Source organism: Mesorhizobium sp. CA5, assembly GCF_020165105.1.
Taxonomy (GTDB): Bacteria; Pseudomonadota; Alphaproteobacteria; order Rhizobiales; family Rhizobiaceae; genus Mesorhizobium.
Genome location: NZ_JAIUHJ010000001.1, coordinates 471,831 through 489,690, shown reverse-complemented (window position 1 = coordinate 489,690; position 17,860 = coordinate 471,831). Strand labels below are relative to the sequence as shown.

At 63.3% G+C, this 17,860-nt stretch carries 30 protein-coding genes; 11 read left to right on the top strand and 19 right to left on the bottom strand.

The window, feature by feature from the left end; translation table 11 throughout:
* Positions 1 to 219: 219 nt before the first annotated feature.
* Positions 220 to 1,305 carry an HPP family protein gene (locus LB529_RS02720; protein WP_224710083.1) on the top strand — a complete coding sequence of 362 codons (1,086 nt, stop codon included), beginning with the start codon at positions 220 to 222 and terminating at the stop codon, positions 1,303 to 1,305.
* A gap of 101 nt (positions 1,306 to 1,406) precedes the next feature.
* Here LB529_RS02720 and LB529_RS02715 read toward each other — a convergent pair whose 3' ends face one another.
* Both LB529_RS02715 and LB529_RS02710 read right to left on the bottom strand, forming a co-directional pair.
* Positions 1,407 to 2,630, bottom strand: coding sequence for an anion transporter (locus LB529_RS02715; protein ID WP_224710082.1), 1,224 nt, complete (start codon positions 2,628 to 2,630; stop codon positions 1,407 to 1,409).
* Positions 2,631 to 3,304: 674 nt separating this feature from the next.
* Positions 3,305 to 3,469: a DUF3309 family protein gene (locus LB529_RS02710; protein ID WP_095768421.1), complete on the bottom strand. Its 165-nt coding sequence runs from the start codon at positions 3,467 to 3,469 to the stop codon at positions 3,305 to 3,307.
* A gap of 202 nt (positions 3,470 to 3,671) precedes the next feature.
* Between LB529_RS02710 and LB529_RS02705 the strand changes: the two genes are divergently transcribed.
* The 3 genes from LB529_RS02705 to LB529_RS02695 all read left to right on the top strand — a co-directional run bounded on the left by LB529_RS02705 (position 3,672) and on the right by LB529_RS02695 (position 4,753).
* Positions 3,672 to 3,839: a Thivi_2564 family membrane protein gene (locus LB529_RS02705; RefSeq protein WP_095768420.1), complete on the top strand. Its 168-nt coding sequence runs from the start codon at positions 3,672 to 3,674 to the stop codon at positions 3,837 to 3,839.
* A gap of 60 nt (positions 3,840 to 3,899) precedes the next feature.
* On the top strand, positions 3,900 to 4,193 hold the full coding sequence (locus LB529_RS02700; RefSeq protein WP_411962415.1) for a hypothetical protein: 294 nt from the start codon (positions 3,900 to 3,902) through the stop codon (positions 4,191 to 4,193).
* 119 nt (positions 4,194 to 4,312) lie between these two features.
* The gene (locus LB529_RS02695; protein ID WP_224544657.1) at positions 4,313 to 4,753 is read left to right on the top strand and encodes a GFA family protein; all 441 of its coding nucleotides are present in this window, start codon (positions 4,313 to 4,315) and stop codon (positions 4,751 to 4,753) included.
* A 126-nt stretch (positions 4,754 to 4,879) separates the two neighbouring features.
* Here the strand turns inward: LB529_RS02695 and LB529_RS02690 are convergent, their stop codons facing one another.
* On the bottom strand, positions 4,880 to 5,203 hold the full coding sequence (locus LB529_RS02690; protein ID WP_224710081.1) for a hypothetical protein: 324 nt from the start codon (positions 5,201 to 5,203) through the stop codon (positions 4,880 to 4,882).
* A 102-nt stretch (positions 5,204 to 5,305) separates the two neighbouring features.
* Here LB529_RS02690 and LB529_RS02685 point away from each other — a divergent pair, with 102 nt between their 5' ends.
* Positions 5,306 to 5,848 carry a hypothetical protein gene (locus LB529_RS02685; protein ID WP_224710080.1) on the top strand — a complete coding sequence of 181 codons (543 nt, stop codon included), beginning with the start codon at positions 5,306 to 5,308 and terminating at the stop codon, positions 5,846 to 5,848.
* Positions 5,849 to 5,874: 26 nt separating this feature from the next.
* Here LB529_RS02685 and LB529_RS02680 read toward each other — a convergent pair whose 3' ends face one another.
* Positions 5,875 to 6,135, bottom strand: coding sequence for a hypothetical protein (locus LB529_RS02680; RefSeq protein WP_210200012.1), 261 nt, complete (start codon positions 6,133 to 6,135; stop codon positions 5,875 to 5,877).
* A 171-nt stretch (positions 6,136 to 6,306) separates the two neighbouring features.
* Between LB529_RS02680 and LB529_RS02675 the strand changes: the two genes are divergently transcribed.
* A complete protein-coding gene (locus tag LB529_RS02675; RefSeq protein WP_140840737.1) occupies positions 6,307 to 6,501 on the top strand; it encodes a hypothetical protein in 195 nt (64 codons plus the stop codon).
* 112 nt (positions 6,502 to 6,613) lie between these two features.
* Here LB529_RS02675 and msrA read toward each other — a convergent pair whose 3' ends face one another.
* The 6 genes from msrA to LB529_RS02645 form a co-directional block, all read right to left on the bottom strand.
* Positions 6,614 to 7,135, bottom strand: a complete 522-nt coding sequence (gene msrA / locus LB529_RS02670; protein WP_095768415.1) for a peptide-methionine (S)-S-oxide reductase MsrA — start codon at positions 7,133 to 7,135, stop codon at positions 6,614 to 6,616.
* A 154-nt stretch (positions 7,136 to 7,289) separates the two neighbouring features.
* A complete protein-coding gene (locus LB529_RS02665) occupies positions 7,290 to 7,610 on the bottom strand; it encodes a hypothetical protein (protein WP_140545448.1) in 321 nt (106 codons plus the stop codon).
* Positions 7,610 to 7,804 (bottom strand): hypothetical protein, encoded by a 195-nt coding sequence (locus tag LB529_RS02660; protein WP_224601467.1) that lies wholly within the window; start codon positions 7,802 to 7,804, stop codon positions 7,610 to 7,612. Before LB529_RS02660 ends, LB529_RS02665 begins: the two co-directional genes overlap by 1 nt.
* Positions 7,789 to 8,028, bottom strand: coding sequence for an ABC transporter permease (locus tag LB529_RS02655; RefSeq protein ID WP_224601466.1), 240 nt, complete (start codon positions 8,026 to 8,028; stop codon positions 7,789 to 7,791). The genes LB529_RS02660 and LB529_RS02655 overlap by 16 nt, the downstream gene beginning before the upstream one ends.
* A 109-nt stretch (positions 8,029 to 8,137) precedes the next feature.
* On the bottom strand, positions 8,138 to 8,341 hold the full coding sequence (locus LB529_RS02650; protein WP_140840730.1) for a hypothetical protein: 204 nt from the start codon (positions 8,339 to 8,341) through the stop codon (positions 8,138 to 8,140).
* Positions 8,338 to 9,090, bottom strand: coding sequence for a glycoside hydrolase family 108 protein (locus LB529_RS02645; RefSeq protein ID WP_224710079.1), 753 nt, complete (start codon positions 9,088 to 9,090; stop codon positions 8,338 to 8,340). Before LB529_RS02645 ends, LB529_RS02650 begins: the two co-directional genes overlap by 4 nt.
* Positions 9,091 to 9,180: 90 nt before the next feature.
* Between LB529_RS02645 and LB529_RS02640 the strand changes: the two genes are divergently transcribed.
* Positions 9,181 to 9,336: a hypothetical protein gene (locus LB529_RS02640; RefSeq protein WP_224601462.1), complete on the top strand. Its 156-nt coding sequence runs from the start codon at positions 9,181 to 9,183 to the stop codon at positions 9,334 to 9,336.
* On the opposite strand, the gene LB529_RS02635 is transcribed toward LB529_RS02640, so the two are convergent.
* The 8 genes from LB529_RS02635 to LB529_RS02600 all read right to left on the bottom strand — a co-directional run bounded on the left by LB529_RS02635 (position 9,333) and on the right by LB529_RS02600 (position 14,992).
* Positions 9,333 to 9,785, bottom strand: coding sequence for a hypothetical protein (locus tag LB529_RS02635; protein ID WP_224710078.1), 453 nt, complete (start codon positions 9,783 to 9,785; stop codon positions 9,333 to 9,335). The two genes, LB529_RS02640 and LB529_RS02635, sit on opposite strands and share 4 nt — an antisense overlap.
* 95 nt (positions 9,786 to 9,880) lie before the next feature.
* Entirely contained in the window at positions 9,881 to 10,075 is a 195-nt protein-coding gene (locus tag LB529_RS02630; protein ID WP_224710077.1) for a hypothetical protein, read from the bottom strand.
* A 1-nt stretch (position 10,076) separates the two neighbouring features.
* Positions 10,077 to 10,517, bottom strand: a complete 441-nt coding sequence (locus LB529_RS02625; RefSeq protein ID WP_224710076.1) for a hypothetical protein — start codon at positions 10,515 to 10,517, stop codon at positions 10,077 to 10,079.
* A gap of 12 nt (positions 10,518 to 10,529) precedes the next feature.
* Complete coding sequence (locus LB529_RS02620; protein ID WP_224710075.1) at positions 10,530 to 12,143, bottom strand: terminase large subunit domain-containing protein; 1,614 nt, start codon at positions 12,141 to 12,143, stop codon at positions 10,530 to 10,532.
* Between the two features lie 164 nt (positions 12,144 to 12,307).
* Complete coding sequence (locus LB529_RS02615) at positions 12,308 to 13,309, bottom strand: bestrophin family protein (protein WP_224710074.1); 1,002 nt, start codon at positions 13,307 to 13,309, stop codon at positions 12,308 to 12,310.
* A 208-nt stretch (positions 13,310 to 13,517) separates the two neighbouring features.
* A complete protein-coding gene (locus LB529_RS02610) occupies positions 13,518 to 14,258 on the bottom strand; it encodes a terminase large subunit domain-containing protein (RefSeq protein ID WP_224710073.1) in 741 nt (246 codons plus the stop codon).
* On the bottom strand, positions 14,206 to 14,631 hold the full coding sequence (locus tag LB529_RS02605) for a hypothetical protein (protein ID WP_224710072.1): 426 nt from the start codon (positions 14,629 to 14,631) through the stop codon (positions 14,206 to 14,208). Before LB529_RS02605 ends, LB529_RS02610 begins: the two co-directional genes overlap by 53 nt.
* A complete protein-coding gene (locus tag LB529_RS02600) occupies positions 14,624 to 14,992 on the bottom strand; it encodes a hypothetical protein (protein WP_224710071.1) in 369 nt (122 codons plus the stop codon). Before LB529_RS02600 ends, LB529_RS02605 begins: the two co-directional genes overlap by 8 nt.
* Positions 14,993 to 15,345: 353 nt before the next feature.
* Between LB529_RS02600 and LB529_RS02595 the strand changes: the two genes are divergently transcribed.
* The 4 genes from LB529_RS02595 to LB529_RS02580 all read left to right on the top strand — a co-directional run bounded on the left by LB529_RS02595 (position 15,346) and on the right by LB529_RS02580 (position 17,163).
* The gene (locus tag LB529_RS02595) at positions 15,346 to 15,666 is read left to right on the top strand and encodes a hypothetical protein (protein ID WP_224710070.1); all 321 of its coding nucleotides are present in this window, start codon (positions 15,346 to 15,348) and stop codon (positions 15,664 to 15,666) included.
* 154 nt (positions 15,667 to 15,820) lie between these two features.
* Positions 15,821 to 16,285, top strand: a complete 465-nt coding sequence (locus LB529_RS02590; protein WP_095768411.1) for a hypothetical protein — start codon at positions 15,821 to 15,823, stop codon at positions 16,283 to 16,285.
* A gap of 231 nt (positions 16,286 to 16,516) precedes the next feature.
* Positions 16,517 to 16,786: a hypothetical protein gene (locus tag LB529_RS02585; protein ID WP_095768410.1), complete on the top strand. Its 270-nt coding sequence runs from the start codon at positions 16,517 to 16,519 to the stop codon at positions 16,784 to 16,786.
* A 71-nt stretch (positions 16,787 to 16,857) separates the two neighbouring features.
* Positions 16,858 to 17,163 (top strand): hypothetical protein, encoded by a 306-nt coding sequence (locus LB529_RS02580; protein ID WP_095768409.1) that lies wholly within the window; start codon positions 16,858 to 16,860, stop codon positions 17,161 to 17,163.
* Between the two features lie 91 nt (positions 17,164 to 17,254).
* On the opposite strand, the gene LB529_RS02575 is transcribed toward LB529_RS02580, so the two are convergent.
* Positions 17,255 to 17,668, bottom strand: a complete 414-nt coding sequence (locus LB529_RS02575) for a DoxX family protein (RefSeq protein ID WP_095768408.1) — start codon at positions 17,666 to 17,668, stop codon at positions 17,255 to 17,257.
* Between the last annotated feature and the right edge of the window lie 192 nt (positions 17,669 to 17,860).

Genomic DNA, 17,860 nt, shown 5'->3' with positions numbered 1-17,860 from the left:
CAATTTCATTCGGGCGAATTGCCGAACCGACTCTGCAAACCGTCGTAAAGGCTTGGCGCGATTGAGAAAGCCGAGGCCGCTGGCGGCGCGTCCGGCGCGGATCGCTGTGCAATAATATTCTCTTCAGCGGCGAATCTACGGATTGGTTTGGCTTTCAAATCCGCGGCTTCAGCGGCATTGCGGGCAACGCAATTCCACCTCTTCGATCAAGGGCCTGCCATGGCGTTTCGCCTTTTCGTTCCGATCCTTGCCGGTGCGACGCTTCGCGAACGGCTGCTTGCCTGCATCGGCGCTACCATCGGTATCGCGCTCACCGGCATGATTAGCGGGCTCGCCATGGGTAGCGGCCCGCTTGTGGCGATGCTGGTGGCGCCAATGGGCGCTTCGGCAGTGCTGCTCTTTGCCGTTCCCTCGAGCCCGCTGGCGCAGCCCTGGTCGATCATCGGCGGCAACACGATTTCGGCGCTGGTTGGCGTGACCGTGGCGCATTTTGTGCATGACACGGTGGTCGCCTCCGGCCTAGCGGTGGCGCTGGCGATCGCCGCCATGTCGTTCACGCGCTCGTTGCACCCGCCGGGCGGCGCAGCGGCGCTTACCGGCGTGCTCGGCGGGCCGGCCGTCGCCGCTGCGGGCTTCCTGTTTCCCTTCGTGCCGGTAGCACTCAACTCGACCATCCTGGTTGCGCTCGGCTTCCTTTTCCACAAGCTGTCGCGGCGCAACTATCCCCATGTGCACGTGCCCGCCGCCCGCGGCCACGGCACCGCCGACCGGCCGCCGGCCGAGCGCGTCGGCTTCCGGCCCGAGGATGTCGACGCCGCCCTCTCGGCGCTCGACGAGACCTTCGACATCGACCGTGACGACCTGGAGCGCCTGCTGCGCCAGGTCGAGTTGCAGGCCATGGTGCGCTCGCAGCGTACGCTGCTTTGCAAAGACATCATGTCGCGCGATGTGATCTCCGTGGCGGAAAAGGCCTCGGCCGACGAGGCGCGCAAACAGCTGATCGACCACAATATCCGCACCTTGCCGGTGATCGACGCGGACGGTCGGCTCTCCGGCGCGGTCGGCCTGCGCGAGCTGACAAGGGCGACCGACACGGTCAAAGGGGTGATGTCTAAGGCCGGCACAGCCTCACCCGACATCCCGGCGATGAGCCTGCTACCGGTGCTGACCGACGGGCGAAGCCATGCGGTGGTGATCGTCGATGCCGAGCGGCGCATCCTCGGCCTGATCACCCAGACCGACCTGCTCGCGGCCGCCGCACGCCTGCAGCAGGCAGACAGGGCGCCGTTGAAGGCGGTGGCCTAAGCAAGGCCCTCACCCCGGCAAGCCGGCTGCCAGGTCGAGACGCTGCCGCCGGTCATGTCGCCGCGGCGCCCTCGATCAGGCGGTCCGAAGGGACAGCGTCTTCAGGCCCAGGCCAGCCAGGCGGTTCCGGCAAGAAGCGTCACCAGCGTCAGCGGCAGGCCGACCTTAAAGAAAGCCGAGAAGGAAAGCTCCTTGCCGGCAGCTTTTGCCTGCTCGGCGACGATCAGATTGGCAACCGAGCCGAGCAGCGTGAAATTGCCGGCAAGCGTCGAGCTCATCGCCACGACCAGCCAGGCGCGCGCCGGGTTTTCCAGCCCAGGAACGAAGGGCCGGAGCGCCAGCACCGCCGGCACATTGCTCATGATGTTGGAAAGCACCGCAGTGAAGCCGGAGAGCCGCCAGACATCGTCGAGTCCGATGTTCTTGGCCCAGGCGATCATGTCGGGCGTGAGCAAGGTGCGCTCGGCACCCGCCACCACCACGAACAAGCCGGCGAACATGAAGAGCAGCGGTCCGTCGATCTCGCGGTAAATGCGCCGCGGCTTGATTGCCCGCGTGACCAGCAGGAAGGCGCCGGCAATGAGCGCCGCCTTCGCGACGGGAACGCCGGCGAAGAAGGCGAGCGCCAGCAACACGCACACGATGGTGGCCTTCAGGACCTGCCCGGGCAGCATGCGGCCGCGATAGACTTCCGGGCTGAGCTCGGCAGGGCGGGAGAATTCGGCCCGGTAGACGATGCGCACCATGACGATGACGCAGAGCAGGCCGAACAGCGCCACCGGCGCGAGCGCCAGCGTGAAAGCCGGATAGGAAATGCCGGACAGCGCACCGATCACCATGTTCTGCGGGTTGCCTGTGATGGTGGCGACGCTGCCGCAGTTCGAGGCCGTGCAGGTAGCGATGAGGTAAGGCACCGGGTTGCGGTTGATGACTCGTGTGACGTGCACGACAATCGGCGCCATCACCAGGCAGATCGCGTCATTGACCAGGAAGGCCGAGAGCGCGCCGGTCAGCAGCGTCACCATTACCAAAAGCATGAAGGGCGCGTGGGCATGCTCGATGGCAAAGCCGCCGAGCGCCCGAAACGCGCCCGAGACCTTCAGATGCGCCACGACGATCATCATGCCGAGCAGCAAAGTTATGGTGTCGAAATTGATGGCTCTGTAGGCATCCTCGATGCCGATCGCGCCGATTGCGATCATGGCGGCGCCGCCCAGCAACGCGATCCCGGCGCGGTCGAGCCGCAGGCCCGGAATACGGCCGACGGCGACGCCGGCATAGGTGAGCACGAGGATGAAAAGCGCGCCCGCGCCGGTCCATGTCATTGCAAGAAGGTTCCCTTTGCGTGCCCTGATCCGTCGACGCATCGGGCGGCACCACATTTAACAACGCCAGCGCAAAGGGAAAGCGCACAAGCGCGTGAAAGCCTTATGTCGCTTTCACGCCTTTCACATTCATAAACCCTAATGTAAAGAATAGTGAATTAACATATGTGACCGATAATCCAGGCGTTGGGGACTAAACGGATGAACACGGTCGTTGAAGCGGAACATGGAGTCCCGTCACGGGAGGAACTGATCCATCCGCAGGAATGCTCCCGCTGTCACGGGGCCAAGAAGGTTTTCGTTTGCGCGCGCTGGCTGAGCTCGAACGGCCATTGCTGCCCAGAGGGCACGCACCGGCTGAATTGTCCGGGACACAGTATCGTGTGCCTCGAATGCAGTGGGCGCGAGGGCTAGCGGGATTCGCGGATCTGCCGCCGGTCGACCGCAACGCTGCCGAATCCTGTTCTGTGGCAGCAATGATCATCTGACTACGATGCGCCCTGCGACGGCAAATGCTTCCGCTCCTTGCCGTCGTCGCGCTGATCGCCGCCTAGCCCGCCAAACTCGCCGAAACGCAGATCGGGAACCGCGACGCCAGCCGCGAGGCAATCGCCCGGCGGCGAAGCTGAGGGACGCGCTGGCGACACTCTGAGGCCTGGTCGCATCGTGGGCCGTCAGATGCGGCCGAGCAACACCAGGATGATCACGATGACCAGGACGAGTCCGAGGCCGCCGCCGCCATAATAGCCGGTGCCGTAGAAAGGCCCTCCGCCTAAGCCGCTGAAGCCGCCAAGCAGGGCAAGAATGAGAATGATGATGAGAATCGTGCCGAGGCCCATGGTTTCTTCCTCTCTGACAGTGCGATCCCGCGCATTGCTATCGAGGAAGTGAACTCGCAAGCCGCGCGCATGTTCCGCCGACGTCGAAGCCGGCTTCTGCTTTCGGACGACACGATCGGTGGCTCAATCCGCTTGGAACCATTTCGCAGCCGGCAACGTTGGAGCCTGCCCATCCGGGCAATCTTAATAAGAAGGCAGGCTAATGGGCGTATCGATCCTTATCGGCATATTGATCACCTTCCTCGTGGTGATCCTGGTGCTTTACCTCGTGCAACGCCTGCCGCTCGATGCCCGCGCGCGCCAGATCGCGCAGATCATCGTCATCATCATCGGAATCGTTTCGCTGCTCAAATATCTTGCGGTGTTCTAGCCGCGGTCGATATTCGACACCCGGAAACTTCAAAAACCTGGCGTCCCCATGAGAACCCTGTTGATCGCACTTGCCGCAGGCAAAACATTGTGCGCCGGCCCAATGTTGTGCACCATGAACGCCGCCTACGCCCGGCCGGACACACGCGCGATGACTTGCGAGCAGACGCAGATGCTGATCAAAAGTGATCGTGCCGTGGTCTTGAGCACAGGCGCGGACACTTATGACCGATTCGTTCGGCAATTCGGCAATGAGTGCGACTGGCCGGAAGTGCCTGTGTCGACGACTGTTCCCACCAAGGACGGCGAGTGCCGCGTCTATCGGTGCGAGGAGCCGATCAACCTCCCCGACTGACCGTGCTTCTTGCACGCAGGCGTGGAACCATCGCAACTTGTTGCGGGTTTAGCAGCGGGCAGCGGGACCTGCCGGGGCGAGCGAAATTGGCTCTGTGCATAGCCGCAGGAGGAACAGCAATGCCTGAAATCGCGCGCAGCGGGAGTTGCCTGTGTGGCGGGGTGCAGTTCCGCGTCACTGGGGAGCCGCTCCGGGTCGGCCTCTGTCACTGCAAGGACTGCCGCAAGACAAGCGGATCGGCCTTCCATGCCTACGCCGTATGGCCGCTAAAAGCGTTCGAAACCACCGGCATCACCAGCAGCTATGGCGCTCGGAGCTTTTGCCCCACCTGCGGAAGCCGCGTTCCGTTCGTTGACGACGACGAGGCCGAAGTGACGATCGGTAGCCTGGACGTTGCGCCAACCGAAGGGCTGGTGCCGAGCTATGAACTCTGGATCGGACGCCGCGAGCCCTGGTTGCAGGCCCTGCCCACGGCGCGCCAGTTCGAGCATGACCGAATCGCCGATGATTCGGCCGCAAGCGCTGAAGCCGACCTGGAGCCGCGGCAAAGACTGGCTTAGGTTGATCTCTTGGCAGACTTTAGTCTGAACGACAGAGACCTTCAGTCTGGTGACGGCTTCGGACGTCCGGGAGGACGCCCAGCCGCGGATTGATATGCGCGGGCTTTTCTCGAAGTTTCGCGTTTTTCAACCACCGGTCGGTTTGCCGGTCAATCGGCTGACGCTAGCATTTAGATATGCTGCAAATATGAGGCGGCAAGCCGGCTTGGCTCCCTGCAGCAGCACGCAAAGAGTTTTATTCTTTTTACAAAATATAAGAATTTTCAACCATGCCTCTTGCGGAAATACAGCCTCCGGGGTTGTTTCGCCTGCTTGTCCGCCGCGTTTTCGCGTAAAATGCCAAGCGGCAGTTGCAACATCAAAGTGAAAATTCTTTCGGCTCGAGAAATTTTTCTTCGCCGTCTTTCCGGTTATATCAGCGTGACATCCCCGAATTGCCAGTGGCAGCAAGTCTTATGACTTCCGGCCTTGTACAAAAGGCCATGTTTGTTTCTTACCGCTTTTGCGACATAGTGCTGCCAAAGCTTGAAACCGGACGGGGCGGTTTTCATGATGTCGGCGCCTGAACACGGCCGCAACATGCATATGCGGTATCCACCGATCGACGGGTTCTGGACCTGGGACATCAAGCGCGACCGCGTTTATGGCGACGCCAATCTTTCAGATTATTTCGGTCTGACACTCGATGAGTTCTCTCATGGCGCTTCGCTTGAACGATGCATGCAAAGCATCGATCAGGACGATCGTTCACGGGTTCGGCTGGCGATCCGCAAGGCCGTGGAGCGCAGGTCCGCATTCAGGGAGGTCTATAGGGTCCATTCCGAAAAGATGGGGTTGCGCAAGATCCTGGCCGTCGGCCAATGCTATGTTGACGGGACGGGCGAGGCAGCGCTCTATCCCGGCTGGTTCGTCGATTTGACGGACGACGCCGCGTGCGAAGAGCAGGCGCTGCGCGAGATCCGCAACCATGTCGGGCAAGCCAAGGACCTAGCGCGGTCGATCGGACACGACCTGATGTCCTATCTCCTGGACAACATCGAGGAAGAGGTCGAGCAGCGGCTTAGCGCAAGGCTGGGGAGGCGAAGGTCGTCTTGAAGCAGCTTTCGCCGATTGCTCGCGGGTCAATTTCGCTTGCCGCGCCGGCCGACTTCAGCCACGACCATGCGCGCAAAATGCGACTGGGGCGACCGGCGCTCTATGAGCTTGGCCCGCTCCAGGGCTGCATCGCCGTAAAATTCGATCAACACGCCGGCAGCCTTGGCGGCGTCGGCTTTCAATCGGCCGAAATCGGCTTGCCCGCTCTCGCTTGGGGGCTCGCTCCTGGCGATCACGTCAAGCATGGCTTGCAACTTGTCAGGAGTGCTGCCCTCGTCTTCGTGCATGGTCGCCATCCGATTGGGCGCGTAAAATATCGACATTTCCGCGCGATGTCCAACAGCTTCGTTGATCGGGCGTCCTCAGTGCAACCGAGTACAGCTTCACCGCGAGCGAGGCGATAATCTTCGTACAAGCATAGTGAGCCAAACTTACCGCACCGACATTTGGGGGCACCCATGGACCAGCCTAGCAAAATGGAAAACCTGCAATTTGCGCAGGGAATCCTGCGAGAACTTCGCCAGAAGGCGGAGGCCGATGGCGAGAAGCTTCTGACCTACCTGATCGACATGGCTTATCTCGAAGCCAGCGACCGCATCCGCGCCCACTGGATCGGCAACCACGAACACGAAGGCCGCCGAGCCAAGGGCTAAGGCCCGCCGGGCCGGGACAACCAGCCGAAACGCAAAAAAGCCCGCCATGCCTTCCGGCACGGCCGGCAGATCAAAGCGCGTGAAGACTATGTCAACACACCGCGGTCGCTGATTATGACGCGGCCGCCTGTTGACGAACCGGAAGCTTCCAGCCCGGCCGTGCGAAATGGCAGGTGTAGCCGTTGGGATAGCGCTCGAGATAGTCCTGATGCTCGGGCTCGGCTTCCCAGAAGGGCCCGACCGGAGCGAGCTCGGTGACGACCTTGCCAGGCCACAGGCCGGACGCGTCGACATCGGCTATCGTGTCCTCGGCGATCCGTTTCTGTTCATCGCTGGTATAGAAAATCGCCGAGCGATAGCTCGCGCCGATATCGTTGCCCTGGCGGTTCTTCGTCGTCGGATCGTGGATCTGGAAGAAGAATTCGAGCAGCGTGCGGAAGCTGGTCTTGGCCGGATCGAAGATGATCTCGATCGCCTCGGCGTGGGTGCCGTGGTTGCGGTAGGTGGCGTTGGGGACATCGCCGCCGCTGTAGCCCACTCGCGTCGAGATCACGCCGGGCAAGCGCCGGATCAGATCCTGCATGCCCCAGAAGCAGCCGCCGGCAAGGACCGCACGCTCGGTGGAAGAAGCCATGTCGTACCTCCTTTGGATTGCTCCATAGATAGGCGTTGCGCCTGGATTCTTCCAGCGGCTCGAGCGGGCAAACCGCTGATACCGTCATCTTGGTATCGTGTGGACGATCTCCCGGTCGATGTCTCGATGCCTGCACGGTGTCGGTCCGCCGCGATCAGGAATCCGGCGTTTGTTTGAATCTTCGCACGACCACCTCGAAAACGATGTCCGAGATCCACATGGCCGAGACTCCGATGAGGAAGGCTGCGGCGAGCGTGGTGGTGTCGTCGGCGGCGGGAATTGGCAGGCCGCTTGCCCGGACCCAAGCGACGACAGGCAATGTCAGATAGGCGGCGGCCAAGGCGCCGCAGATGGGCGAGGCAATCATCTCGCGCAGCTTGTAGCGATGGCGCGACAGCGCCCGCAGCACGCCGCCGGCGAGCCCCGCTGCCACGACCTGGCCCTTGATGCCGAGAAGATCGAAGATGTCATGCATCACGGCCTCCAGCCGCAGAGTTTTTCGCCCTTGCGGTTGTGCGCAAGCAGCGCCCTCGCCTCCTGGTCGGACAAGGCATCGACCGCGCTGGCAGAGAGGCGCATCGGCGGCGCGACGGCGCAGAAGCTGCCCCTGGCCGTCGTGCAGCCGGCGAGCGCGGCGACGATGGCGGCGACGATCAATCCCTTGCCCATGACTTCAGCTCCTTTCTGACCGCGTCAGCCGGCAAAGCGCCGACATCGTTGTCGACCTGGTCGGCGACATCCCGGGCCGCGGCCTCGGCGTCGGCCTGCTTGCTGCGCTCAGCCCTTGCGCCTGCGAGGCGCTGGCGGAAGCCCCAGCCGAGCGCGCCGACAAGGCCGGCTCCGATCGCCAGGATTGTCGGATTGGTGAGAAGCCATGCCAGCAGCGCGCTCATAGCAGCGCTCCGATGAGAAGACCGGCGACAAAGCAGGCGGCGCCGATAACGACATACGGCCTGGCGGCTTCGATACAGGCGGTGAGCAGAGCTTTCAGATTTTCCATGGTCAATGCTCCCAGCCGAACCGGCGCGCGAGCAGATGCCACCACTCGGCCGCGGCGGCGATGGCAAGACCGAGGCCGGTCTCCAGCGCCATTTGAATGTCGGGATCGGCAGAGAATGCCGAGGCGTCGTCGGCGCCCAGAAGGCCGCGCGCGACAAGCACGCCCGCGCAATAGCGCAGGGCGACGCGGATGATAACGGCAGTCATCGGCAGAGCACTCCGAAAAGATTGCAAGGAAGATGCGCGGTCCAGGCGATGAGCGAGCCGAGCGCCAGCGCGATCAGGGTGAGAATGCCGGCTACCTTGGCACCCGATGCGGATTTGTGTGGCAGAGTGGGCGCCTCGCCGGCGGCAGGCAATCCGACGCCGGCAGACGCTGCGGCTAGCGGGACGTCATCGGTGGATGCCGGCCTCGGCGAAGCGTATCCCTCAGTCGCCGACGGCACGGCCGACATCAGCAGCGCCTGCCGGCGCACGGAGGCGACTCGGACGCTCCAGCCCCGGCCGAAGCTCGGCCAGGTCGATAGTTTTTCCAGGAAGGCGAGCCGCGCGTCGCACAGCGCATCGATGACGACGCCGGCGGGTTTTGCCCTCACCGCCGCCAGCGTGGCCGGGCCAATGCGGCCATCCTGAACAACACCGAGCACACCTTGAAGATACTTCGCCGCCCTGCCCGGCCCGCTGTTCACGGCGAAGTCGAAGAGCGCGTAGTCGATGCCGCCGGGGAGCTGAGCGCCCACCACAGCATCCCAATAGAAACGGCGGTAGACGGTGGCGACTTGGTCATCCGAGATGGCGCGCAGATCGGCCTTCGTGGCGTCTGCTTTGACGTAGCGGCGGAAATTGGCGAGCGTAACGCCCTTCATGGTCGCACCGCCGGGGTCGGCGGGGTTGTCGGACCAGCCGCCTTCGGAGGTGAGGACGAGCGAAAGGGCACGCGCAAAGTTGCGGTCCATGGGGGTTCCTTTCCGCCGGGAGGGGCAGTCAATGTTGGCTTTGATGGGGAAGCTGCTAAACTGTGCGCCAAACAGAGACTGGCGCGCGAAATGGAAGAGAACCTGCGAGCAGGCGAAATACTGGATGGCGAGACCTTATTAAGCGAGGAGCCAAACTTGCTCCTGTGGGCGCTGGTCGGATCGCTTGTATTGAATGTTGTTTTGGGGGTGGCGCTAGCCGGCTTTTATTTCGGACTGGTCAACTAGTCCCCAGGCCTTGTCGTCGCGTCGGCCAGCGTACCCGATAACGTGAACCCACCACCCCCGCCTTTGTTGGTCGGCCATCCCGAAGTGGGGCCGCTGAGACGGATCAAAGGTGTCCCCAGAGCCGCGACCGCCACGGCTGGGTCAACTGGCTTCTTGATGGAATCGATGAACAGTCGCCTATTAGCTACTACCGAAAGGTCGAGGTAAGTCGGCCACACCAGCAAGTCAGCCATATCGCCCGGATATTTCAAATTTCCCGTTCCGCCGCCGCTTATGAACCAGTCGACCAGCGTCCAATCGACGGTCGATCCAGTCGCGTACGTTGGCACCGTCGCCAAATCGGAAACGTCATTCATGTACAGCCAGCGAGTCGCTGTGCTGGCGAGCTGGAATGACACCAAGAAATGACACCAACCCGACGCCACAAAGTACGACGCGGAAGAACGCATGTCGCCGATAACGGTCCCCGATGAGTTGCTGACAGAAGCTTGAACAGCCCCGGAGCCTCCCAGCGCCAAGAACACACGAGAACCCGTCGCCCCCGCTACCCCAATACCGCCAAGGTTCCTGATACCGCGTCAGATGATTTTTTGAACCAAAGCGAGGCCAACAACGAATTGCCGTCCACTGCGCCGGTAAGCCCTCCGCCGCGCGAAAGGACGGTGGTCGTGCCGTCGAAATTGACGGCATTCGCCCGATAGCGCGGCCGGGCTGTGGCCGGGATGATGCCGGGCAGCATCCTACAGGCCCAGCCCCAGCACGGACTTCAGCTCGCTGATCGACACATCGAAATTCGCCAGCATGGTGCCCACCTTCTCCTCTGCCGTCGGCGGCTCCGGTGGCGGCGGGGTGTCCTCGATTTCGTAGACCTGCTGGATCACGCCATCGGTTTCCACATAGGACGGTGCGCCGACAACCTGTTTTCCTTCCGGCACTATGAACGGCACAGCAATCCTGCCGCCCAGCGCCTCGACTTCGTCGATCGTCCAAAGGCCCTGGTCGTAGAAGCAGCGCAGGCTGTCGCCGTTCATCTGGATTTCAACAGGATAAGGATCGCATGGCGTCTCCACTTGCCGGCCATCCCCGTAGATGGCGGTATAGGTACCGACCATCTGGGTCACGATCGAGGAGGCGTGCCACTCCTGCCAAACGTCATTGATCTTACGAACGAGAAGGGACATCGGGTTCTCCTGTTAGGTTCTCAAAACGCTGGTGATGACAAGGCGGCTCGCCGTGTCGACAAAGCCGGCCAGGAAGACGGTTTCCGTCGTCTGGATGGTGATCGGAAAGCTCTCGACGCCGGCCGCTGGCACAAGATTTGCGCTTAGGCTCACGGTGCGTGCGGACGTCACGGCGGTGATCTTGAGCACGAAGCCGAACTGGGGCACCGCATTTGTCGGATTGCCGATCGTGACGTTCGTCGACGCAGCCAACGAAGCGTTGTTGCCAAGCGACATATCCCACGAGACCGACGCGCCGGACGTAAGTGTCTGGTAGGCTACGGTCGACTTTAATGCGGCCGCCGTGAGAAGCTTGCTTGCCGTGCCGAGCTGGAATTCGCTGTTCGACGCGATCGCCGCCGAAGCGAGCATGGCATAGGTCACCAGACCGGCCGGCACCATGCCTGCCGTCAACTGGCCGAAACCCAGCGCCGAGGACACGCGCCGCAGCAGAGTGTCATCCGACCCGGCCGCGATATCCGCGCGCGTGCCGCTCGAATTGGCCGATCGGCCGAGGACCGACACCGCAGCGCTGTCAGCCAGGGTGTTCAGTGCTATGGCGTTCGCCGGCGGGCTGAAGGTGCCGGTGAAAGAGGCATTGGCTTTCGGCGCCAGGCTTGCCACCGCCACGCCGCTGTCCTTCACCAGCTTGCCCGTCGTGCCGTTGAATGTGGCGATGTTGTCGGCCGCGGCCGAGGCCGGCCCTGCCACAAGGCTTCCCACTGCCACGCCACTGTCCTTACCGGCCTTCCCCGTGGTGCCGGCGAAGGTGACGATGTTATCGGTCACCGAGGAGGCCGGGCCTGTGAAGTCACCCACGCCGGTGCCATCCGCGCCCTTGTCGCCAGCGCGGGTGAAGATCAGCCAGATGCCGTCGGTGCTGGTCGGCAAAGTGCCGGCGCCGCTGACATAGGCGAGCGTAAGCTTTCGATAGCGTGTCGCGGCCATGAGATCGTCACGCAGCTTCACCACTTGGCCGTTCTTTCGATGAAAAAGCCTGAATTCCTCAAACCATGCGTGAAGGGTGGAAAACACCTTGAAGCGGCCGGACTGCATGCGGTCGAGCATTTCCATCAGCCCGGCCTCGACCGAAAGCGAACCGTCGGCGAAGCGGGCGTGGCTGGTCAGCATGTTCAGCCCGTGGGCGGCATATTGTCTGGCCAAAGCCACGCCGGCGCCTTCCAGCGTTTCGCGGCGGCCGTCGCGCGGCCAGGCGAAGGGGAGCCATTCACCCCAGGCCTTCAGCGCCAGCGCCTGCATCGCTGGCGTTTGCTGGGAGGCGCGATGAGCTTTCGTCACGTAGACGACATCCGCTTCGGTATCCCAGGCAAGCTCGACCGCGGCCGACGGATGGTCCCAGCCGAAATCGAGCGCGCCGATGCGCGGCCACCACCGCGGCAATTTGAACGGCTCGCAGGCGATCGTCTCCTCCGCCACCGGAAAGATGCGGCCTGAGCCGAGAACAGGGATACCTTTCGCGCGGGCTTCGCGCTCATGCTCGGGATAGGCCGCGACGATCTCGGCGCGCTGCCCGGGCGAATAATGTCCGGCATCGTCGATGGTCATGAAGGTAACGTGTCGGGACATGGCAAACCTTTCCCTTCTCCCCTTGTGGGAGAAGGTGGATCGGCGCGCAGCGCCGAGACGGATGAGGGGTGTTCCAGCGGAGAGACGCGCTGCCGATCCCTGGAGCACCCCTCATCCGGCCGCTTCGCGGCCACCTTCTCCCGCAAGGGGAGAAGGAAAGAACTTCACGTCGCGATGTCGTTGACCGGCGCGAGCGGCGCGGGAAGCGCGGTCTCGCCAAGCCCTCGCCGCAGCTCGATCTCGATGTCGCGGCAGATTTGCGAGATCGGCACGTCGTTGGCGTTGCCCTCGAACGGATTGGCGCTGCTTTCGCCGACCAGGTCCAGCGACATGTAGACCCAGCCCAGCAGCGCGCTGAACGGGACGGTCAGCCAGATCGAGATCCAGCCGAGCACGCCGCCCAGCTTGGCCATGTCGGCAAAGACCGGAACGACGCCGAAGGGCAGCAAGGTGCAGAAGATGATCATGAACATCGAGCTCACGATCGCGTACTGCCGGGGATAGGGATTGTTCTTGATGCGATCGCAACGCGCCTGCTGGTCCTGGAAGTCGCGTATCAGCTTGATCAATTCGGAATAGACCTGCGTCGGAACGGCTGAGCTCTTCAACAAGCCGTTGACCTCGGCCAATTGCCTGTCGAGAAGTTCTATCGCCGGCTGCGGCGATTTCAGCACGCTTGCGGCTTCCTCGCCCAACAGGCTGCGCAGTTCCTCGGCAAGCGACGTCTTGTCCTCCTCAATGTGATAGCGGCGGCGCCGGAACTCGATGTTGGCCGCTTTCGCCAGCGATTCCCAAGGCATCGGCCGCCGCAGCGAAAAGCGCAGCGCCGTCAGCCAGGCGAGATGGCGGCAGATCAGCCGCCGGGCGGCGGCCGCATCCATGAAATCGCGGCAGAAACCGGACAGCATCCGGCTGCCGGCGGTGATCTGCGAAAAGGCCTGCAGAGCCTCGTTGGCGCGGGTGAAGACCTGAGAATTCTTGAAGCCGGCAACGAGCGACACCGTTGTGCCGAGCACCAGCACGACCGACCATGGCACCGAGAACCCCGCGGTCGCCGGAAGGCGGTAGGCGGCGATCGCCAATCCGCTCACCACAACCATGTAGATGACGCTGCGCCGCGACCAGAGTGCGAAGTCCAGCAACCGGTAAGAACGGCCTACATACATTCCTGAAGTCCCTTACAGCAGGCAAATCGCGCGACCGCGCGCTCGCGCACCATAAGCGGTGGAAATCGTTTTGACAGGGCCTACGGCAAGCTCCAGTTCGTCGCCCCCACGCAAGTGAGGGAGAGATGGCGCGGCGAAGCGGCGATGGAGTGGCGGCAGCGCCGGCCTTCGATGCAAGAGCGGAAAGCTATTCGTAGAGCTTATCGCCCTACGAAGCCCCCCTCTCCGGCCGCTGCGCGGCCACCTCTCCCCCGCCTTGCGGGGGCGAGGAACCCAAGTCCTGAACCGCCTCCGCGCTCAAAAACCGCAGCACCACGTCGCTCATGCCGAGCAGCGGCGTGAACGTGACGATCGTGATGCCGTCCGTGGCATTCGTACGGGTGAGGCCCTCGGAATAGATATCCAGCGGCGGTTCCTCGTCAAACCAGACGCCGTGCAGCGTCTCGCCCTGCCATTTCTCGCGGCCTTTTTCGTAGCTCTTGAAGGAAAGCACGCTCTCGCCGGTCTGCACATCGCCGCCACCGCCCCAGCGCACGACGACGCTGTCCAGCGCTCCCGGCGCGCCGCAGCCCATTACCGTGTCGGCGATGGCATCGGCCGGGATCATGCCGGTGCCCCACTCGCTTTGCTGCTGCGGCGGGCCGACCAGCACGCGCTGCGGATTGTCGCGCGTGCCCTCGCCGGTGACGCCGGCGGCCCAGAGCCTGACGGGTTGGCCGAACACCTTGCCCTTCCACCAGCCCGGATAGCGACCGGTGAGGTGCATGGCCCATTCCGCGCCCCCTGCCCTGGTCTTGCCAAGCTGGTTTCCGGCCATGAACAGACGCTCGCGGTGCGTCGCGCCTGCCGAATGAAATTCGGCCTGCTGCTTGTAAGGCGCGTAGGCTGCAAGAAGGTTACGGCGATGCCTGCGGTCCAGCTCCTCGAGCAGCGCCAGATAGGTCTGCATCGCTGTCCAGGAGGGGCCGGAGGCTCGTTTCGAGGCTGCGGATGCGGCTGCGGATCTCCTCATCGCTCAATTGCCCGAGGCTGGTTTGCTTGGCATCGACACGTTCCGAGAAATCCTTGGCCGAGAAATCCTTGGGCAGCAGCGTCAGCACGACCTTCAGATACTGCTCGGGTTTTTCGGCGCGCACCGCGGCGATGACGCCGGCGCCATGGACGCGGAAATCGGCGCGAAGCGCGGCGGCGAAATCGTCGACGAGCGTCCTTCGCGAGCGCTTGGGGCGGGGGGACGGAGCGGCAGCGGCTTTGGTAGCTTTCGGCTTTCGCCTCGCCGGCTTCGCGCCGACGGGCTCGCGGCGTCTGTTTTCGTCAGTCATGGATGACAGAATCCGATGGCGCTGCTTTCGCCGCCTTCGCCTTGCGGACCTTGCGGGCCGGCTTCCTGCGCGGCCTTGCCATGGCCGGCCTGGCGGGCCGGGCATCGGCGGACGGCGCGGCCATTGCCTTCAGCCCCGCCGTGGCTGTGCGGACCGCAGCCGGGCCGAGGCCCTGGCGCGGGAAACCGAAACCGGCGACGGCTTCATCAAGGCCACCGCGAACCATACCGATGCGCACGCCCGGCGCGACCTGCTCGAAACGGCCCGAGCGGTGCGGAAGGCTTGCGCCTTCGAATTCGCCGATAGCGCTGACGATCTCGGCGCCGTCGTCGGCGGTGACGATGGTGGCATAGCGTGGCATCTGGGCCTCGAGCAGAATGTTGAAAGCGCCGCAGGACAGGGAAGGCGCCGCCAGCGCTTCGAAAGAATGGATGGCGCGAAAAACAAAAAACCCGCCGGCGGCGGGTCGTTGGCGCAAATCAGCACCATGGACAAAATAGTAGCATAGCTGCCTTCACCAGGCAATAGCCTCTAGGTACATTTTCCTAAATTTCTCAAAATACCGGCGGCAAAGCCCCCGTGCGCGCCACACCTATAGATTGAAACGCCGGGCCAGATCACAACAATTTTTGTCGGAACCAACCTTGGTCCGACGGATTCCACCCCTAGTCGCAACGCGACAGATGACCGTCTCGCAACAGAGGAGAAGAGATCATGCTTACAAGGATTCTTGCAGCTTCGGCCTTGATCGGCCTCGCGACGGCGGCGATGGCCCAGAACGCGGGTACCGCCGGAAATGACGGCACGGGCAGCGGCCAGACCGTTACCGTCGAGCCGAAGACGCCGGCCGCGCCGTCGCCTGACCAGGCCGCTCCGCCCGATACCGGCACGACCGGCAGCATCACAGGCGGCGACATGAATTCGAACGCCGACAAGAACTGCGCGAATCATCCGCAGGGCGCAATGGGCGATGCCAATAACAGCACCGCCACCACGGTGCAGCCGAACGTGAACGACAACAACTGCGGCAAGTAACTGCGGCAAGCAAGGGCATCGGGCTTGGACCAAGGGCCGTGGAGTTCGCTTCGCGGCCCTCGTCTTTTGGTCTGGCGGCGCGCCTGCGGAAAACCGCGGGGGAACAATGGCACGGCTCGGCCGTTCGTTCCCAGGAGGCAAAAAGGAGAGACCGATGGCAGACAATGACACCAGCACCACCAATTCAGCCAACGGCAACGCGAAAACCGCCGCCGCGCGCGCCACGCGCACCCGTCCCGCGTCCCGCAGCAGCGCACGAGCCTCGCGGGCATCGGAAGACGCGATGAAGAAGCAGATCGCCGAATTGAAGCGTGAGGTGAACCGGCTGAACCGCACGCTTTCCGAACAGGCCGGGGAAGCCGCAGAGACCGCGCATGGCTGGTATCGGGGCGCGGCCGACCGGGCTTCGAACCTTTACAGCGGCGCCTCTGACCGCGCGTCGCGCGCGGCGAGCCAGTTGCGCAGCCAGGCGCAGAGCGTTTCGGAGACCGTGCAGCAGAACCCCGGCACCTTCTCGACCGCGATGTTGATCGGCGGGCTGGTCGGCTTGCTGGCCGGCATGGCGATCAGCCGAAGCTCCGCCCCCGAGCCGGACTGGCTGCATCGTTGGCACAGGTAGACATTTCCGGCCCGGCCAGAGAGCCGAGCTGGAAAACAATAGTGAGCGAGGGTTGCTTTGCGGCAACCGCGCGGAAAGGCCGGGCCGTCGCGCCCGGCCTTTTTCTTTCCCCGCCGGCTTTTTAGTTTTCGAGGTTGTGCTGGGGCCCGCTCTGTTTCGGCGGCCGTCCCGGGCTGGTCATTAGCCGGTGCTTATGGGATCATTCCCTAAGGGGAATCGCGGAGAGCAGGCATGGACAAACCTGCCATGGCATCCGTCTTTCGGATGCGGCATGTGCCAGCAAGCATTTCGGGCGTTCGCAGCCTGGGCCGGGGCCAGGCCGATCCGATCTTCCATTCGAGACCGCTCGGCGAAGCGATCCGCTTCATCGCCCAGGCCGAGGGCCAATATGACCTCAGCGCCGTCGCTGTCTTCTACGGTGACCGCCAGACGCCGCCGCTCGGCAACCGCGAGATCAGGCGGCTTTGGAGCGAATATGGAGAGCGGTGGATGGAGGCCTAAGCGAGGCTCGCGCATCTCCGGATCGTAACCGCGGTTCGCGCGTTTCACCCCGGTCAATGGGAGCAAAAGCCATGAATGTCGCCAATCTGCAGCTCGAGGGCCTCCTGATGGCCGTCGCTTCGGTCAATCAGGTGCTGGTGCGCAAGGGCGTGCTGACGGTCGAGGAGATCGACATCGCGCTGCGCAAGGCGGAGGCCAGCGAAACCAGCGAGGAGCGCTCGGAAGGCATGTCGGCCTCGAGCCGCGACGCCGTCAACTTCCCGATCCGGCTGCTCGAACTCGCCAACCAGTGCCAGCCGGAAGCCGACATGCCGTCCTTCTCGAAGCTGGCGCGCATGGTCGGCCAGATGAAAGAGCCGTATAACGATCAGATGTGAGCATGTGGGAAGGCGCCTTGTCTTGAAATGTTGGCGCCGCCCCTCATCCGGCCTTCGGCCACCTTCTCCCGTAGAACGGGAGAAGGAAAGTTCATGCCCTGCCCGGCCAACCCAGCTTGACGGCCAGCACGCTGCCCGGGCCGTGGGCGGCGGCGTAGAGCAGGCCGGCGGCGAACGGGAAATGCGACATGAAGGCGCCAAACTCGGCCTGGTTTCCGGCCCAGTGCGACGGGCCGTGAAAGGCGAAGCCGAGGAAGGTGACGTAGACAGCGCCGATCAACGCCAACGGCGTCAGATAAGCGCCGGTGAGGAAGGCGATCACCAGCAACGCTTCGAGGATCGCCGCGCACCAGGCCAGGAACAGCGGGAACGGGAAGCCGGCGGCCGCGATGTAGCCTGCGGTGGCGCCGATATCCATCAGCTTGAAGGCGACAGCCATCGCGAACATGGCGGCGAAGATCAGGCGGGCGATGAGAATGGCGGCGGTCTGCCAGGTCGACTGCATTTCCACGGTGTCCTCCGGATTGTTGAAGCGGTTGATGCCCCAAGGACGGGCGGAGAGAGATGGTTCCGACAGGCGCTGGAAAAATTGTTTGGCGGGGCGCCACAACTTTCTCCTTCTCCCCTTGTGGGAGAAGGTGGATCGGCGCTTCAGCGCCGAGACGGATGAGGGGTGTTCCAGCGGAGTGAAACGCTG

Coding starts and splice junctions, on each gene's coding strand:
- LB529_RS02665 (WP_140545448.1), bottom strand. CDS start 7,610: ATGCATGACATCTTCGATCTTCTCGGCATCAAGGGCCAGGTCGTGGCA.
- LB529_RS02590 (WP_095768411.1), top strand. CDS start 15,821: ATGGCAGACAATGACACCAGCACCACCAATTCAGCCAACGGCAACGCG.
- LB529_RS02720 (WP_224710083.1), top strand. CDS start 220: ATGGCGTTTCGCCTTTTCGTTCCGATCCTTGCCGGTGCGACGCTTCGC.
- LB529_RS02660 (WP_224601467.1), bottom strand. CDS start 7,804: ATGGGCAAGGGATTGATCGTCGCCGCCATCGTCGCCGCGCTCGCCGGC.
- LB529_RS02595 (WP_224710070.1), top strand. CDS start 15,346: ATGCTTACAAGGATTCTTGCAGCTTCGGCCTTGATCGGCCTCGCGACG.
- LB529_RS02685 (WP_224710080.1), top strand. CDS start 5,306: ATGTCGGCGCCTGAACACGGCCGCAACATGCATATGCGGTATCCACCG.
- LB529_RS02695 (WP_224544657.1), top strand. CDS start 4,313: ATGCCTGAAATCGCGCGCAGCGGGAGTTGCCTGTGTGGCGGGGTGCAG.
- LB529_RS02610 (WP_224710073.1), bottom strand. CDS start 14,258: ATGCAGACCTATCTGGCGCTGCTCGAGGAGCTGGACCGCAGGCATCGC.
- LB529_RS02620 (WP_224710075.1), bottom strand. CDS start 12,143: ATGTCCCGACACGTTACCTTCATGACCATCGACGATGCCGGACATTAT.
- LB529_RS02585 (WP_095768410.1), top strand. CDS start 16,517: ATGGACAAACCTGCCATGGCATCCGTCTTTCGGATGCGGCATGTGCCA.
- LB529_RS02605 (WP_224710072.1), bottom strand. CDS start 14,631: ATGACTGACGAAAACAGACGCCGCGAGCCCGTCGGCGCGAAGCCGGCG.
- LB529_RS02580 (WP_095768409.1), top strand. CDS start 16,858: ATGAATGTCGCCAATCTGCAGCTCGAGGGCCTCCTGATGGCCGTCGCT.
- LB529_RS02575 (WP_095768408.1), bottom strand. CDS start 17,668: ATGCAGTCGACCTGGCAGACCGCCGCCATTCTCATCGCCCGCCTGATC.
- LB529_RS02615 (WP_224710074.1), bottom strand. CDS start 13,309: ATGTATGTAGGCCGTTCTTACCGGTTGCTGGACTTCGCACTCTGGTCG.
- LB529_RS02705 (WP_095768420.1), top strand. CDS start 3,672: ATGGGCGTATCGATCCTTATCGGCATATTGATCACCTTCCTCGTGGTG.
- LB529_RS02655 (WP_224601466.1), bottom strand. CDS start 8,028: ATGAGCGCGCTGCTGGCATGGCTTCTCACCAATCCGACAATCCTGGCG.
- LB529_RS02715 (WP_224710082.1), bottom strand. CDS start 2,630: ATGACATGGACCGGCGCGGGCGCGCTTTTCATCCTCGTGCTCACCTAT.
- LB529_RS02625 (WP_224710076.1), bottom strand. CDS start 10,517: ATGTCCCTTCTCGTTCGTAAGATCAATGACGTTTGGCAGGAGTGGCAC.
- LB529_RS02650 (WP_140840730.1), bottom strand. CDS start 8,341: ATGACTGCCGTTATCATCCGCGTCGCCCTGCGCTATTGCGCGGGCGTG.
- LB529_RS02710 (WP_095768421.1), bottom strand. CDS start 3,469: ATGGGCCTCGGCACGATTCTCATCATCATTCTCATTCTTGCCCTGCTT.
- LB529_RS02630 (WP_224710077.1), bottom strand. CDS start 10,075: ATGCTGCCCGGCATCATCCCGGCCACAGCCCGGCCGCGCTATCGGGCG.
- LB529_RS02680 (WP_210200012.1), bottom strand. CDS start 6,135: ATGCACGAAGACGAGGGCAGCACTCCTGACAAGTTGCAAGCCATGCTT.
- LB529_RS02600 (WP_224710071.1), bottom strand. CDS start 14,992: ATGCCACGCTATGCCACCATCGTCACCGCCGACGACGGCGCCGAGATC.
- LB529_RS02635 (WP_224710078.1), bottom strand. CDS start 9,785: ATGCGTTCTTCCGCGTCGTACTTTGTGGCGTCGGGTTGGTGTCATTTC.
- LB529_RS02675 (WP_140840737.1), top strand. CDS start 6,307: ATGGACCAGCCTAGCAAAATGGAAAACCTGCAATTTGCGCAGGGAATC.
- LB529_RS02645 (WP_224710079.1), bottom strand. CDS start 9,090: ATGGACCGCAACTTTGCGCGTGCCCTTTCGCTCGTCCTCACCTCCGAA.
- msrA (WP_095768415.1), bottom strand. CDS start 7,135: ATGGCTTCTTCCACCGAGCGTGCGGTCCTTGCCGGCGGCTGCTTCTGG.
- LB529_RS02640 (WP_224601462.1), top strand. CDS start 9,181: ATGGAAGAGAACCTGCGAGCAGGCGAAATACTGGATGGCGAGACCTTA.